We start from the raw sequence: 14296 nt of genomic DNA, 5'->3' as shown, positions 1-14296 counted from the left end.
GTGTGGCGGTGCGTGCGCAGCGCATGCAGGATTTTTCCACACTGCTGGCCAAGCGCCTCGTGGAGAGCGGCTTCACTGGCCATCCGATGGAGATCGGCCAGGACTTCATGCATGGCCCGCTGGCGGCGACCTTGAAAGAGGCCAATGCTGCTGCGGGCGGGGATGAGATGCCCTACCTCGGCTCGCTCGTGGCCTTCAGCGCCTTCGACATCGCCGTGCATGATGCGTATGGCGTGCTGCACAACCGTGACATCTATTCCACGTACAACGCGGAGTTCATGAGCCGGGATTTGTCTGCGTTCATCACGCCGGAAGAAGGCAGCGGCATTGATTTCAAAGGACGCTATCCGCAGGACTACCTTGTCATGGATGCTCCGAAGCAACTCCCGGTGTGGCATCTCGTGGGCGGTGTGGATGCGCTGGAGGCGGCGGATTTGAACGGCACGGAGCCGAAAGACGAGCATCCGCTGCTGCTGGCAGACTGGATCAAACGCGACGGCTTGAAATGCCTCAAGGTCAAGCTGCGCGGCACGGATGCGGCCTGGGATTTTGAGCGCATGCAGCGCATCGGCCGCATTGGTTTTGCTGGTGGCGTCAAGTGGCTCAGCGCGGACTTCAACTGCACCGTCAAGGAGCCTGGGTATGTGAATGACATCCTCGACCGGTTGCTGCGTGACGAGCCGGAGATTTTTGCCCGTACTTTGTATGTGGAGCAGCCGTTCCCGTATGATCTTGAGGCGCATCAAATCGACGTGCGCAGCGTCTCAGCGCGCAAGCCGTTGTTCCTCGATGAAAGCGCGCACGACTGGGAGTTCGTGCGCCTGGGCCGCCGCCTCGGCTGGTCTGGTGTGGCCTTGAAGACCTGCAAAACGCAGACCGGTGCCTTGCTGAGCCTGTGCTGGGCCAAGGCGCATGGCATGCCGCTCATGGTGCAGGATCTGACGAACCCGATGCTGGCGATGATTCCGCACGTGCGCCTGGCCGCCCATGCGGGAACGATTCAGGGCGTGGAGTGCAATGCGATGCAGTTCTACCCCGATGCGTCACTGCCTGAGCAGGAGATTCACCCCGGCCTGTTTCAGCGGCGCAATGGCATCGTGGACCTGAGCACGCTCAGCGGCCCGGGATTTGGCTATCGTGCGGATGAAGTGAAGCGCGTGCTTACGGCAGCTCCTCAATCGTGATCGTGTAGCGGTGCGGGCTGTCGGCGTTGCCGAAGATGATTCTGTTTTCGCCGGTTTTCAGCAGGCTGGTGATGCAGCCCGCATCGACGCTGACGTGTTCGCCATTCACCCAGGAGCCGAGCTTGCTGCCGCGATCACGCAGGACGAAATGACCGTGCTCGAAATCGATCTCGCAATGATTGCGCGAGAGCTGATACGGATGATGCTCTTCAATCGAGATGTCGTTGCGGGCGAGGGATGACACTGCGGTGTCGAAGTAGGTGCGACCAATGCGGAAGGGGAGCTTGGTGATCGTTTTTTCCACCGGAGGATGGTCGAAACCGGTTTCATCGTAATGCGAACGGATCTTCACACGGAAGACGGGTTCCTTGGCCGGTTTGGGTTTGGTCACCAGTGGCACGGTGGCATTCGTGGTGGTGGTCAGCAGCAGGTCGGTCCTGCGGATGCGCTCAAACAACGTGGCGAGGTACACATGCAGGCGGTCGGAGCGCTGGATGATCTGCTGTTCAAAATCCGCCTCAGCAATGGTTTCAAGCGTGGTGCTCTCCAGAGCGGTGGCGGTGGCGGAGCGCGGGCGGTCCATGATCATGCCCATCTCACCGAAGATTTCACCCGGGCCGATCTGGGCAAGTGACTGGACGCCATGGGAGGTGTTGATGGAGATCTCGACCAACCCACTGACAATGAAGTAGGCCTCCTTGGACTTGTCGTTTTCACGAAAAATGACCTGACCTCGTTGAAAGTGCTCGGTTGCCATAAGTGCGGAGGATATGGGGTGGCCCTGCAAGGTCAAGCCTCAGGTCGGATAGTTTAGAGGCGACGAATCAGCACGCCGCGAATGCGTGACTGCGTGGCATAGCTGGCGAATCCGAAGGGGATGCATTTTTCAATGTCGCCGCTTCGCAGGCCGAGCCGGTGGCCTTTGGTGCTGGTATTGACGAAGAGCTTGTCATTGATCCAGGCCCGCAGTTCGTCATCGCGCACCTCAATGCGCACCTTGTGCCAGCGGTTGTTTTCAAAGAAGGCGTTGCCGTGGGTGTTGTTCTCGCTGGCGTCCATTTCATCAATGCTGGAAATGCCGACGAGCGTGCCACCCCAGCCGCCGACGACGAGTGAGACATGCGAGTCGTTCACCGGAAAGGTGACGGTACCGAAGAAGTCGTTCCCCTCCACACGCATGGCTTCGTATTCGATGGCATAACGTACGACGGGCAGGCCCGCGGACATCCATGCGTCAAAACGTACGCCGGTCATTGGCTGGCCGGGCTGCAATGTGATCTCGCCGTCGTGTATCAAAACTTTGCCTTCTTCGGGCATGCCGGACGCTTTCCAGGAAGGTGCAAACTCGTCCGAGAGCAGTTTCCACTCGCTGCGGGGTGCTTGACCGCAGTGAGTGAGCACAAAAAAGAGGCAGAGCCATGCGGCCCTGCCTCCGAGAGATTTGATGAAACTGTGCATCAGCCTTTCACATCGTAGCAGGAGATGAACTCCTGGTCACGCAGGTAAAGCTTGCCGTTGCTGATGACGGGATGCGTCCAGATCTTGCCCTTGGGATTGCGCTGTGAGGAGGTGGCTTCGAGTTTGAAATTGCTGACTTCCTGCCAGCCCTTCTTGGATGCCTCGACCAAGGCGACCGTGCCTTCGTTTTCACTGAGGCAGTAGAGCTTGCCGTCCGCGCTGGTCACCGCGCCTTTGCCGATGCCCTTGTCCTGCCAGACGATGTCGCCGGTTTTGAAATCCTGGCAGGTCCAGCCGCCCTTGTCGGAATGGCCGTAGAGCAGGCCGTCGATAAGAACTACGCCGCCATGGTGATTGACCATGTTGGTGTTGGAATACAATTCGGTCACGCTGCCACCGTCGATTTTCACCGACTTGCAGCCGACACCATAACCAGCGGCCACATACACCTGACCATCACTGTAGATGGGGGTTGGAATCACTGCAGTTTTGCCGGGGAATTCGGTTTTCCACAGCACCTTGCCCGTTTTGGAGACGCCGAGGATGCTGTTCATGAGCAACTGCACGTATTCGCGCTCACCACCTTGGGTGATGGGGATGACGGAGGAATATTGGGCGTTTTCCGTCACATCGCTGGTCTGCCATGCGACCTTGCCGGTCTTGGCATCCAGTGCAGCGACGGCACCTTGGGCACCGCCCGGAGTCACAATGACGAGATCGCCATCCACGAGCGGGGATTCGGTGTAGCCCCAGCCCTGAAGTTTGCCGCCGAGATCTTTTTGGAGGCTTTTTTCCCAGACTTTCTTGCCGGACGCAGCATCGGCACAAATGATGTCACCATTGCCACCTGTGGCATAGACCATGCCGTTGGCGACGGTGGGGGTGGCACGTGGTCCATCTCCCCAGCCGTTCTTCAGAATCGGGCCGACGGCGGTTTCCCACAGCTTCTTGCCGGTGGCGGTGTCGATGCAGATGAGCTTTTCCTCAGCATCGTACAAGCCCATGGTATAAAGCTTGCCGCCGACAACGGCGAAACCAGAATATCCGAGCCCGGCTTCCTCATTTACCCACAGGCGCTTCGGACCTTCGGCTGGCCATTTTTTGAGCAGGCCGGTTTCCTTCGAGACATCGTCACGGCCCGGGCCCCGCCACTGCGGCCAGTCGCCTGGAGCGCCGGCGCCAGCGCTGCCGGAGGCACCGCCACCTAGGAGAGCCTGATCTGCCTTGCTGAGGGAGGCGACCGAAAGAGTGAGCAATGTGCCGTTTTCACGCTTCAGGGTGACTTTGCCTCCGGTGACACTGACGAGTTCGGCTTTGATTTCGTGGGCACCTGAGGCGTCCTTCCAGATGCGGATTTCAGCGCTGGCCCCGAGGGTCAGGCAAAGTAAGAACAGAGCGGTGGTGGTGATCTTCATGGATGGGTGTGAATGAGCGGCTTACTTCAAACGGGCGATGAGCCCCGGGTTTTAGCACAGACTGCCACTTTCGCTGCATTCTATCTGGCAGCGCTTTTCACCCTCCCATGTCCTTGAGCAGGGACTCGGCGGCAGTTCGGGCGGGTTGCTCTTTGAAACGGGAGTCACCGAGTGTCTCGCGCAGCAGCTTGCGTGCGGCATCGGCTTTTTCACTGCGGCGGAGCATTTCTGCACGGTACAATTTCAAACGCAGCAGCTCGGCGGCATCTTGAGTAGTGGATTCGGCGTGTTCGAGCAGGTCGATGGCCTGGGGTAATTTGGACTGCAGGGCGGAGAGCAGGGCGGTGAGTTCGAGGAGGCGCGGTCTTTTTCGTTTCTCGGCAAATTCGGTGAGTGCGGTCTTGATGTGCCCATCAGGCTCGCCTGCCAGGCGCAGCGCCATGCCTTGATAGAGCGCGTAGTCGCGGTCGGATCCTTCGCCGAGCTTAGTCCCAATGCCTTTGCCAAAGGGGCGGTACAAGGGATCCCCCAGGACGACGTTCATCCACGACAGCGCCGGTGTGGCATTCCATGCGGCCTCGCCGACCGTGAAGCCTTCGAGGAGGCGCTTGTTGAAGATGTCAAAGTGCAGCGTGAGCGCGAGGTAGGGCTCAAAAACATTGCCAAAGGTGACGGCGGCTCCGTGCGAGAGGAGTGGGCCGGCCCAGGCCCTGTCATGCGAGCGGATGATGCTGGCGCTGAACGAGTGCAGATGGCAGGCGATGGCACCCCGCTTGAAACGGAAGCCGGGTGAGGCTAGTGCGCCGACGATGTGATCGGTGTACCAGCCGAAGTAGAAAATGGTGTCGGGCAGCGGCCAGCCATCACGCAGTACTTCAGCGGAGCGATCGATGAACACGGGAATGCCGGCGCGGCGATAGGATTCGGCGCTGTTCTTGAGCCAGTCCTCGCCTTCCTGATAGACACCGGTTTTCTGAGCGAGATCAACGACGGCGCGGCCAAGCAGGCCAGTTTGCTCGGCATAGATCGCGTCATCGATCATGCGTTTTACCGTGGGGTCATCAGGTCCGTCGAGCCGGCCGACGATCAGGAGTCCAAGCGAGTTTTGAGCATGTGGAAAACGCGCCTGCTGGTCGAAGTAGGGATTGCGCAGGCCGCCTTTGACGGGCGGATTGTTGAGGCCGAGAACCGCGAGTTCAGAGTCGACGCTGGCCTCGTCTTCCTCGGATTGTTTGGGCTTTTGCGCTGCACGGCGGATTTGAAAGGGGATGCCGCGCATGAGCACCAGCACGCGCACCTTGCTGGACGGGGTCGTGGTGGAGGAGATGCCGTCTCCGGTGAGCGGCTTGCCGGGTGTGGGTGGTTCTGCGTTCCACCAGTGCCTGGATTCAAAAAGCTGCAGCAAGGGGCCGCGCAGCTGGGCTTCGAACTCACCGCGTGAGATGGAGTCCTCCTGCGAGCAGCGCAGTCCGATGACGCGCTCCTTGGGGATGTGGCGCTGTTCGGCGTAGTAGGCGGCCAGCTCCGCAGAGCCGGGGAAATCTGGATTGAAAACGACGGCGGTTTCAGCTGCGGCATCCCAGTCGGCGATGAGCTGGGCGCGAGCGGCATGTGTGAGCAGCAGGAGGATGCAAAAATGACGAAACAATGCTCTCGCAGCTCTGCCGCGTGGTTGTTGATTCAGGATTGGAATCCCAGGCCTCATTTCAAGTCCACTCCAGTTTAAGGCCGTCGTAGGCGATGTTCACCCCGGGCGGCAGTTTGGGGTCTTCAACCGAGTGCATGATCTCACACTGGATGTGGGTGAACCATGTCTGGCGCGGCTGGAGTTCGCGCTGCACGGCCAGGGTCTCTTCAAAGCTCATGTGGGTGGGGTGCGGCGTGTGGCGCAGGGCGTCGATGATGAGCGTATCGACCCCTTTCAGCAGTTCGAGAGTTTTGGGCAGAAGTGTCTTGCAGTCGGGGATGTACGCACAGAGCTTTTTGCCGCCGCGTGAGAAAAGAAAACCGATCGTGTCCACCTTGCCATGCTGCACGGGCAGGGGGGTGATCGTGGTTTCGCCCAGATGAAAGGGGCCATGAATCGGTTTCGGGAACGGCTTCAAATAGCCACGGTACCGGTTCTCTCCATTGAAGGCGTAGTTGAACATGCGCTCCAGCACGGCGAGGCACTCCGGCGTGCCGTAGATCGGGAGGAAATGATCCGCCTCGGTGGTGAAGCGACGCAGATCATCGAAGCCGGTGAGGTGGTCCATGTGGGGATGCGTGAAAATCGCGGCATCCAGGCTGCGGATGTTTTCGCGCAGGCACTGCATGCGGAAGTCCGGCCCGGTATCCACCACCCATGCCGCCTCAGGAGTGTGGATGTAAACCGAACTGCGCAGCCGCTTGTCCTTGGGGTCGGTGCTGCGGCACACGGCGCAGTCACAGCCAATCACCGGAATGCCGACGGATGTTCCGGTGCCGAGGAATGTGAGTTGCAGGGACATGGGAGTTATTCGACCTCCTGCACCGGACGATCCACCGAGCTTTTGTTCCAGCGGCCATCAAGGGTGAACGAGAGATGCGGGGTGTAGAGCTGGGGTTCGAGAAGGAAGGAGTCGTGGCCTTTGTCGGAATGCACAGTGATGTGCATGTTGGAGACCTCGGCTTTTTCGAGGTGGCTGACGAGTTCGGCCTGCTCCTCGGGGTAGAAGCAGAAGTCGCTGTCGATGCTGAAGACCAGGTAGTGCTGCCCGGCGGCGGCGCTGCGGGCGAACAGATCGGCATAGTTGTCCACACCCGCATCCCCTAGGGGATCGTAGCGAAGCCACATGTCAGCGATGCGCAGATAGGTGTTGGCATCGAAGCGTTTCACGAATTTTTTGCCCTGATGCAGCATGTAGCTCTCGACGTTGTGCTGGACGCGATACCACGAGAGCGTGTCGCCGCCGTGCTTCACATCCTTCCGCGCCCGGCGCTCAATGGCGTCGAGATGCACGAAGGTTTTGTGGCTGATCATGCGGGCAAGCGCGAGTCCATATTCGGGCGCCTTGCCTTCGTAAAAATCTCCGCCCCGAAAGTGCGGATCGTTTTCAATCGCGAGAACCTGCTCGAACAACGTGAGACGTGTGAGTACCGTGGTGCGGCAGCCGCTGGCGATGGGGACGACGAGTTTGACACGCTCAGGATGCAGGGTGGCGAGATTGATCGCGAGGAGGCCGCCGACGGAAGCACCCATGACGGCGTGGAGTGTTTTGATGCCGAGGCTGTCGAGAAGGGCCAGTTGGGATTTTACAACATCACTGGTGCGCACTTCGGGAAAGGTGCTGCCGTAGGGCTTGCCGGTGGCAGGATTGATCGAGGCCGGTCCGCTGCTGCCGTAGCAGCCGCCAAGGTAGTTTGCGCAGATGATGAAGTAGCGGTTGGTGTCGAGCGCCTTGTCGGGGCCGATGAAGAGATCCCACCAGCCGTTGTGGATGTCCTCCGTCCAGCGTTGATCCGTGTTTGGCACTTCTGTGGTGACGCCTGCCGCATGCTGGCTGCCGGAAAGTGCGTGGAACAGGAGAATGGCGTTCGATTTGGCGGCGTTGAGCTTGCCGTAGCTTTCGTAGGCGACTGTGATTTCTGGCAGTTGAGCGCCACTGGCGAACGTGAACGGTTCCTTGGCGCTTCCGGTTTGGAAAAACTTGGTTTCTTCTGTTTTGACGGCCTTCGACATGAGGCGCGGAAGAAACAGGGTTTTGGAGAAGCGGCAAGGCGGATTGCTCGCCGTCAGGTCTTGTCTGCCAGTTTCGTGAATGGCATGATCAATAGGGTTGGTGCTTCGCTTGAATGTGCTTTGGTACCGCCGTTCGGTGTCAATAAACCAGCGCCTCAAATCCAGCCTCCAGCCATTTCGCCCATGCTAGATCCGTTTGTCACTCTCGAAGAGGCAGGTTTTTCCCTGCGGCGGAGTGGCGGTGTGGACCGGCTGGCCGGTTGGTCGCCGGAGTTGATCGCATGCCTGGATTGGGCGCGCCTTTCAGAGCTGGCACGTGCGATTGCTACGCAGGCAGGCTGCGAACTGTCAGGCTCACGCATCATGCCGGACGGCGCGGTGCTGTTTGGCATGATCGAGGAACCCAGATCGGTGAAAGCGCGGCGGGCGATGGTGAAGACCGTCCCATGGAACGAATGGGGGGCGACGCCGGAGACGGTGCAGCGTTTTGCACAGGAACTGCGCACCGCCCGCGATACCCGTGGCATTTTGATCGCACCTGCGGGTTTCAGCCCGGCAGCGCTGAGCACGGCGCAGGAACTGCGCATCGAAGCGGTGGATGCGGTGGCGCTGGATGCCGCCGTGCGGGCTCTGCCTGCCGAAAAAAGTGATTTCCTCTTCGTCGTCACCACGGCGGGCGACTTTGCCACGCCTTCCTGCCCGATTTGCATGAAAAAGCTGCAGCGCATCGAGCAGGAATCATTCGAGCTGCCTTCAAGGACGATCGACATGGACGGACTGATCGCTGACAGCATCGTCTGTGATCGCCTCGAAGTGGCTGCGGGCTGTGAAGTGACGTTTTTGCAGGAGGTGCGGGCGCGCTCGATCACCGTCGCGGGCCATGCTTCGGGGGATTTCGTGTGTGAAGGGCCGGTCACCTTGGAAAAGGGAGGCACCTTGTCAGGCACCGTGGCGGCGCGTTCGCTCCAGGTGCTTGATGGCGGCGAGCTGCTGGGGCAGTTCCGCATTCTGGAGGGCAAGCTGGGTTCGTTTGTGAAGCCTGCGGTGCGCTGGTACTGGCGCTGTGCAGGCGCGGACGGTCAGCGCCAGTGCGGCGGGGTGATTTTCGAGCCGCATCAGTGAGATGCGAGATCGTTCTTGGCACGCAGGGCCCGTCTGTGGCATGTAACGGCCATGTCTCCCAACTCCTCCGGCCCCGGCGCTCTGCTTCGACTGGTGTTTTATGCCGCCGCCATCGTCATGGCGCTGCTGCATGTGTTTGTGACGTTTCGCGGCCTGAGCAGTGCTGAAGGCATGAATCAGGCGCAGCTTGCGCGGCAGATCGCCCGGACGGGCTCGTATCAGACGCACGTGATCGAGCCATACGCCTGGTCACAGATGGAGGTTTCGCAGAAGCAGCCGACGCCACTGGCGATGCCCGAGACCGTGCAGCCGCCGCTCCAGCCATTGCTGTGGTCGGTGGCGTTTCGTTTCCTGAAGCGCTGGGAGGTTTATGATCCCGTGACCAGCGGAGCGATTTTCATGCTGGACCGAGTGATCGCGTGTTTCGGCGTGACGTGGTATCTGCTGGCGATTTTTTTCACGCACGGCGCAGCACGGCGTTTGTTTGATGAACAAGTCGCGGCGATCGCGGCCATCGCGCTGCTGGTGTGTGAGCCAGCGTGGGAGCTGATGGTCAGCGGTGCGCCACGGGGGCTGCTGGTGCTGCTGTTTGCGCTGGCGTTTCGTCTGTATGCCTCGGCGGCGGGACGTGCGGTGGAAAATCGCGGCATGTTGGTGCCACTCACGCTGCTGGGAATCGTCTGTTCGCTGATGGTGCTCACGCACTGGATGGCCCTTTGGATCGTGACGGGAGTCATCATTGGCATGGTGTTGTTTCTTCCGCGCGGGAAAGCTGGAGCCATTGTGGTGGCCTTGTTCCCGGTGCTGACACTGGCCGCATGGGGCTGGTGGAATGTCCAGCTCTGTGGTGACCCACTAGGCGGCATCAAGGCCTTGTTCCAGGCGCAATCTTCTGCTGTGGCGCATGATTTGCTGCTGCGTGACTTCTCCCCCAGCGTGCCGCTGCTGCAGGTGGATGATCTGCTGCGGCGTGTCGGCCTCGGCTGGCAGGATCAGCTGGGGCTGCTCATGGCGCATCTGGGATATGTCGTGCCCGCTTTGCTGTTTTTCCTTTCCCTCATGCACCGCTTTCGCAAGGCGGATGCGGCTTCCGCACGCTGGACGCTGGCGGTTGTTTTTGCCTGCGTGACCATCGGCATGGGACTCATCGGCCTGGGAGACAAAGAGAAGGACGACAATGCGCTCTACTTCGTGCTCATGCCCGCCATGTGCACCTACGGTGCTGCGATGCTTGTGGTGCTGTGGTCGCGCTTTCACATGTCCGGCGACTTCATGGCACGCTGGGGCGCGCCGCTGGTGGCCTTGCTCATCACCGCGCTGCCACTGGCGGTGAATCTGCCCGTGCTGATGAAGTTTGGACTGACCATGGGCGGTAAAATCCCGCCACACTGGCCACCCTTTCTGCCGGAACGTGTTTCCATTCTGCGTCAGCTCATGGAGAAGGAGGAGTTCGTCATCTCTGATTCGCCCGCATTCATTGCCTGGTATGGGGACGTGCCCTGCGTGGATCTGTGCACGCAGCGTGGTGACTACGAAGTCATGAAATCAAAAGCCGAGGCACGCGGTGTGAAGCTGGCCGGCTTCGTCATGACGCCTGTCTCAGCCAAAGTCGAGCGCATCACCGACATCTACACCGGCCCCTATGCCGAGTGGCGTGACCTTATCATCCGCGGCCCCATGCTCGCTTTTGACCGCGATTTTGCCCCCAGCCCTGAGTTTCCTTTCAAGAACCTCATTCCGCTCGTCGGGCAGACGGTGGGCGACAAGGAGCACCTGAGCCTGCCGATGGTGTTTTACACGGACAAGGCGAGGTCGGTGAAGAAGTGACCCTATGCGGAGAGGCACGCGTTAAAAAAACGCAGCGTGTCCGCCAGATGCTCATGCCAGTAGTCCCAGGTGTGTCCGCCGGGAAACTCCTCATATAAATGAGGAATGCCTGCGGCTTCCAGATCACGATGCAGCGTGCGGTTGTGCTCGATCAAGACATCCTCGCTGCCGCAGTCAAAACGCAGATGCGGCAGGCGTGAATTCAGCTTGGCGCAATCAATGACCGCCAGAGGCTCGGTTTCGGCCAGTTCAAATTCTGCCAGGGTCTCCTCCACAAAGTCCCGCATCTGCGGCGGCACGTCGGTGATGCTGCTGTGCGCACTGATGGCCGTAAACTTTTTCGGATGCAGCAGCCCGAGCCGCAACGCACCGTAGCCGCCCATGGACAAGCCGCTGATGAAGCGCGGTGCTTCGACGCAGCGGGAATCGATTTCAGCGGCTGCCTCGGGCACTTCATCGACAATCCAACTGGCGTAATCGGCCGCAGCGTGTCGCACATAGCCTGAACCATCACCCCACAGGCCGTCTGAAGGCATGGCCAGCATCATCGGTGGCAGCTTTTCCTCTTTGATCAGTCGGTCGAGCACCTGATGTGCCCCGCCTTTGTAGAGCCACGCCCAGTGGCTGCCGTAAACGCCGTGCAGCAGAATCACGAGCGGAAGCTTTTCTGCCTTGGCCTCAGGCGGCACATAGAAGCTGATGTCTGCACGACGGCTCAGCGCGGCAGACTTCACCGTAGCGTGATGAATGCCGTTGCCGATGTGGGCTGATTCAAAGGTGCGGAAACTCATTTCACGCGAGGATGTCCTTGATCACTTTGGCACCTTCCACACCGCTCAGGCGTGCATCCAGCCCCTGGAACTTGAAGCTGAAGGCGTCGTGATTGATGCCGAGCTGATGCAGCATGGTGGCGTGCAGATCGTGGACGGTGGTGATTTTTTCGATGGCGGCATAGCCAAGATCGTCGGTGGCTCCATGAACGATGCCGCCCTGGATGCCTGCACCTGCGAGCCACACGGACATGGCTTTGTTGTGATGGTCGCGGCCGCTGCCGCCCTGTGACATCGGTGTACGGCCAAATTCTCCGGCCCAGACGATGAGGGTCTCGTCCAGCATGCCGCGTTGCTTGAGATCGGTGATGAGAGCCATGCACGCGCGGTCGATTTCCTGCGCTTTGAGCGCGATGCCTTCTTTGACGCCACCATGATGGTCCCAGTCTTTGTGATAGAGCTGGATGAAGCGCGTGCCGCGTTCGGCGAGTCGGCGTGCGAGAAGGCAATTGGATGCGAAAGATCCATCGCCGGGCTGGCAGCCGTAAAGCTCCAGCGTCTTCGCGCCTTCAGCGCTCACGTCCATCAAATCTGGAACGCTGGCCTGCATTTGAAAAGCCATCTCGTATTGCGCGATGCGCGTGGCGATTTCAGGATCGTCCACGAGAGCGTCGTGCTGCTTGTTGATCGCGTTGATGGCCGCCACGTCGCGGCCTTGCTGATCGCGCGTGATGCCATTTGGATTGGTGAGATACAGCACTGGATCGCCCTGGGCGCGCAGTTGCACGCCTTGGTATTTCGATGGCAAAAAGCCGCTGCTCCACTGCCGAGCAGCGATGGGCTGATTCTGCCCGCCTTTGCCGAGCGATGTCAGAACAACGAAACCCGGCAGATCTGAAGCCTCGGTGCCGAGTCCGTAGGTGATCCATGAGCCCATGCTGGGGCGGCCAGCAATCTGCGAGCCGGTGTTCATGAACATGTGCGCCGGATCATGATTGATCGCGTCCGTCGTCATGGAACGGATGAGGCAGATGTCGTCGATCACGCTGCCGATCTGCGGAAATAGGGAGCAGATCTCGATCTGGCTCTTCCCGAATTTGGCAAAAGGATGCCGCGGCCCGAAGCAATTCAATGGCTTGCCTTGCAGCTGCGCGAGCTGCTGCCCCTTCGTAAACGATTCGGGCATCGGCTTGCCGTTCATTTCGGCAAGCTTCGGTTTGGGATCAAACGTCTCCAGATGCGAGGGGCCGCCTGCCATGGTGAGCCAGATCACTCGCTTCGCCTTCTGAGGGAGGGGCAGAGTTCCCAGCACGCCGCGCACCGGTGCGGCATGGGCTGGCTGCAGCAGCGATGCAAGCGCCACTGCTCCGAGTCCCTGAGAGGTTTTGCCGAGGAAAGCGCGACGTTGGAGCAGTGGTGATGAGTGCATGATTACTTGGAACTCGGTTTCTTGCCGAGATTTTTCAATTCTTCTTCTGTCCACATCGCCATGCGGGCCTTGTTTTGCGCGCGCAGGGTGGTGACGGATTTGGTTTCGACCGGCGAGCCGTTGTGCTCCCATTCACGGCGGATGTAGGTCAGCACGCCGGCGATATCTTCGTCGGTGAGCTGTGGCAGCGGCGGCATGGCGAGGTTGAAACTGCGCCCTCCAACCTTCACCGGGCCGGCGAGTCCGTGGAGGACGATGCGTGTGAGAATCTCCGGTTTACCGAGCACCCATTCGCTGTCCACCAGCGGTGGCGCGAGGCCATCAAGTCCGAAGCCGTGCGGCTGATGGCAGGCGGCGCAAAGGGTGGCGTAGACGGTTTTACCTTTCTCAAACAAAGCTGTCTGCGCCTCGTTCAGCGGCACGATTTTGGGCGGAGGTGGTGCTCCTGGTTTGCCGGGCCATGCAAGGCGCGCTTCGACACTTGCAAACAGCTTGGCTCCCGCTTTGTCGCTCATCACTGACTTGAGTGTTTTCAAGGATGGAGGTTCGGCGTCGAGCCAGAGCAGCTTGGCGGGCGTTTTGGATTTGGGGTCACCACCATTGCTGGCAAGTCCTTTGATGACAGCCATCTGCATCGCGCCACCCTGAGGCTGTGCGGCGGCGAGTTCGAGCATGTCTTCAAATGGTCCTGATTTGCCAGCCTGAGCCAGGAGCGAGCCGAGGGCCTCCATCACGGGAATGATCTGAGAGCTGTTGTCTTTGGTGAGTTGGGCTGCCATGAGCTTGGCAAAGGCAGCCTCCCTGCCACGCATGCCGGTCAAAGCACCTTCACGGACCAAAACGTTTTTGCCGTTGCTCGTGAGAAGTTTTGCCACGGCGGTATCAGCATCCGGCAGATTGAATGAGGTGAGCTTGATGGCGAGATGGGCGAGGACGAGCGCGTCTTTTTCCGCAGTCAGGGCGATTAAATCCGGGGCCAAGTCACGTGCGGAAATACGGACGGCTGCAGCGCGCACCTGAGCGTCTTTGTCGGCCAATGTGGCGCGCAGCAGATCAGGCGTGAGGGCTGCCAGACCATCGAGAGTCCAAAGTGCGTGAAGGCGAGCGAGCGCTGATTTGTTGGAGAGCATCTCCTTCAGCGCAGGCACGGTGGAGGCATCGCCAGATTCGACGATGAGGCGCTGTGCAGTGTCACGTACCCAGCCATTGGCATGGGTGAGCAGGCTCACGTCTTTGCTCACTTTCACCGGCTGCGGGCGCTCTTGTGAGTCAGGCACGATGCGCCAGATGCGGCCCTGATTGAACGGCGTCTCCAGTTTGCGATCCTTGATGTTCGCGATGAGGTAGTGCGTCAGGAAGCTCTGGTGCTGGATGATGCCGCGATACATGTC

General features: G+C 59.9%; 12 protein-coding genes. 3 read left to right on the top strand and 9 right to left on the bottom strand.

Features of this window, described 5'->3' with window-relative positions; genetic code table 11:
* Positions 1 to 1184 (top strand): enolase C-terminal domain-like protein (locus ACIREA_RS13070; RefSeq protein WP_397382717.1); only part of this gene is annotated, 1184 nt, incomplete at its 5' end.
* On the opposite strand, the gene ACIREA_RS13065 is transcribed toward ACIREA_RS13070, so the two are convergent.
* The 6 genes from ACIREA_RS13065 to ACIREA_RS13040 form a co-directional block, all read right to left on the bottom strand.
* The gene (locus ACIREA_RS13065; protein ID WP_397382716.1) at positions 1162 to 1941 is read right to left on the bottom strand and encodes a cyclic nucleotide-binding domain-containing protein; all 780 of its coding nucleotides are present in this window, start codon (positions 1939 to 1941) and stop codon (positions 1162 to 1164) included. The genes ACIREA_RS13070 and ACIREA_RS13065 overlap by 23 nt on opposite strands.
* 53 nt (positions 1942 to 1994) lie before the next feature.
* Positions 1995 to 2501, bottom strand: a complete 507-nt coding sequence (locus tag ACIREA_RS13060) for a family 16 glycoside hydrolase (RefSeq protein WP_397382715.1) — start codon at positions 2499 to 2501, stop codon at positions 1995 to 1997.
* A 140-nt stretch (positions 2502 to 2641) separates the two neighbouring features.
* Positions 2642 to 4057: a PQQ-binding-like beta-propeller repeat protein gene (locus ACIREA_RS13055; RefSeq protein ID WP_397382714.1), complete on the bottom strand. Its 1416-nt coding sequence runs from the start codon at positions 4055 to 4057 to the stop codon at positions 2642 to 2644.
* Between the two features lie 97 nt (positions 4058 to 4154).
* Entirely contained in the window at positions 4155 to 5705 is a 1551-nt protein-coding gene (locus ACIREA_RS13050) for a TIGR03790 family protein (protein ID WP_397382713.1), read from the bottom strand.
* Between the two features lie 58 nt (positions 5706 to 5763).
* Positions 5764 to 6546, bottom strand: coding sequence for an MBL fold metallo-hydrolase (locus tag ACIREA_RS13045; protein ID WP_397382712.1), 783 nt, complete (start codon positions 6544 to 6546; stop codon positions 5764 to 5766).
* A gap of 5 nt (positions 6547 to 6551) precedes the next feature.
* Entirely contained in the window at positions 6552 to 7757 is a 1206-nt protein-coding gene (locus tag ACIREA_RS13040) for a homoserine O-acetyltransferase (protein ID WP_397382711.1), read from the bottom strand.
* A 183-nt stretch (positions 7758 to 7940) separates the two neighbouring features.
* Here ACIREA_RS13040 and ACIREA_RS13035 point away from each other — a divergent pair, with 183 nt between their 5' ends.
* On the top strand, positions 7941 to 8879 hold the full coding sequence (locus ACIREA_RS13035) for a polymer-forming cytoskeletal protein (RefSeq protein ID WP_397382710.1): 939 nt from the start codon (positions 7941 to 7943) through the stop codon (positions 8877 to 8879).
* A gap of 51 nt (positions 8880 to 8930) precedes the next feature.
* A complete protein-coding gene (locus ACIREA_RS13030; RefSeq protein WP_397382709.1) occupies positions 8931 to 10706 on the top strand; it encodes a hypothetical protein in 1776 nt (591 codons plus the stop codon).
* Positions 10707 to 10708: 2 nt separating this feature from the next.
* On the opposite strand, the gene ACIREA_RS13025 is transcribed toward ACIREA_RS13030, so the two are convergent.
* The 3 genes from ACIREA_RS13025 to ACIREA_RS13015 form a co-directional block, all read right to left on the bottom strand.
* Positions 10709 to 11497, bottom strand: a complete 789-nt coding sequence (locus ACIREA_RS13025) for an alpha/beta hydrolase (RefSeq protein ID WP_397382708.1) — start codon at positions 11495 to 11497, stop codon at positions 10709 to 10711.
* A gap of 1 nt (position 11498) precedes the next feature.
* Positions 11499 to 12905, bottom strand: a complete 1407-nt coding sequence (locus ACIREA_RS13020; protein WP_397382707.1) for a DUF1501 domain-containing protein — start codon at positions 12903 to 12905, stop codon at positions 11499 to 11501.
* Between the two features lie 2 nt (positions 12906 to 12907).
* A partial coding sequence (locus ACIREA_RS13015) for a c-type cytochrome (protein WP_397382706.1) occupies positions 12908 to 14296 on the bottom strand: 1389 nt, incomplete at its 5' end.

It is taken from the genome of Prosthecobacter sp., assembly GCF_044373815.1.
Classification (GTDB): Bacteria; Verrucomicrobiota; Verrucomicrobiia; order Verrucomicrobiales; family Verrucomicrobiaceae; genus Prosthecobacter.
The sequence above is the reverse complement of the archived record's forward strand: the minus strand, read 5'-3'. Positions and strand labels throughout refer to the sequence as shown.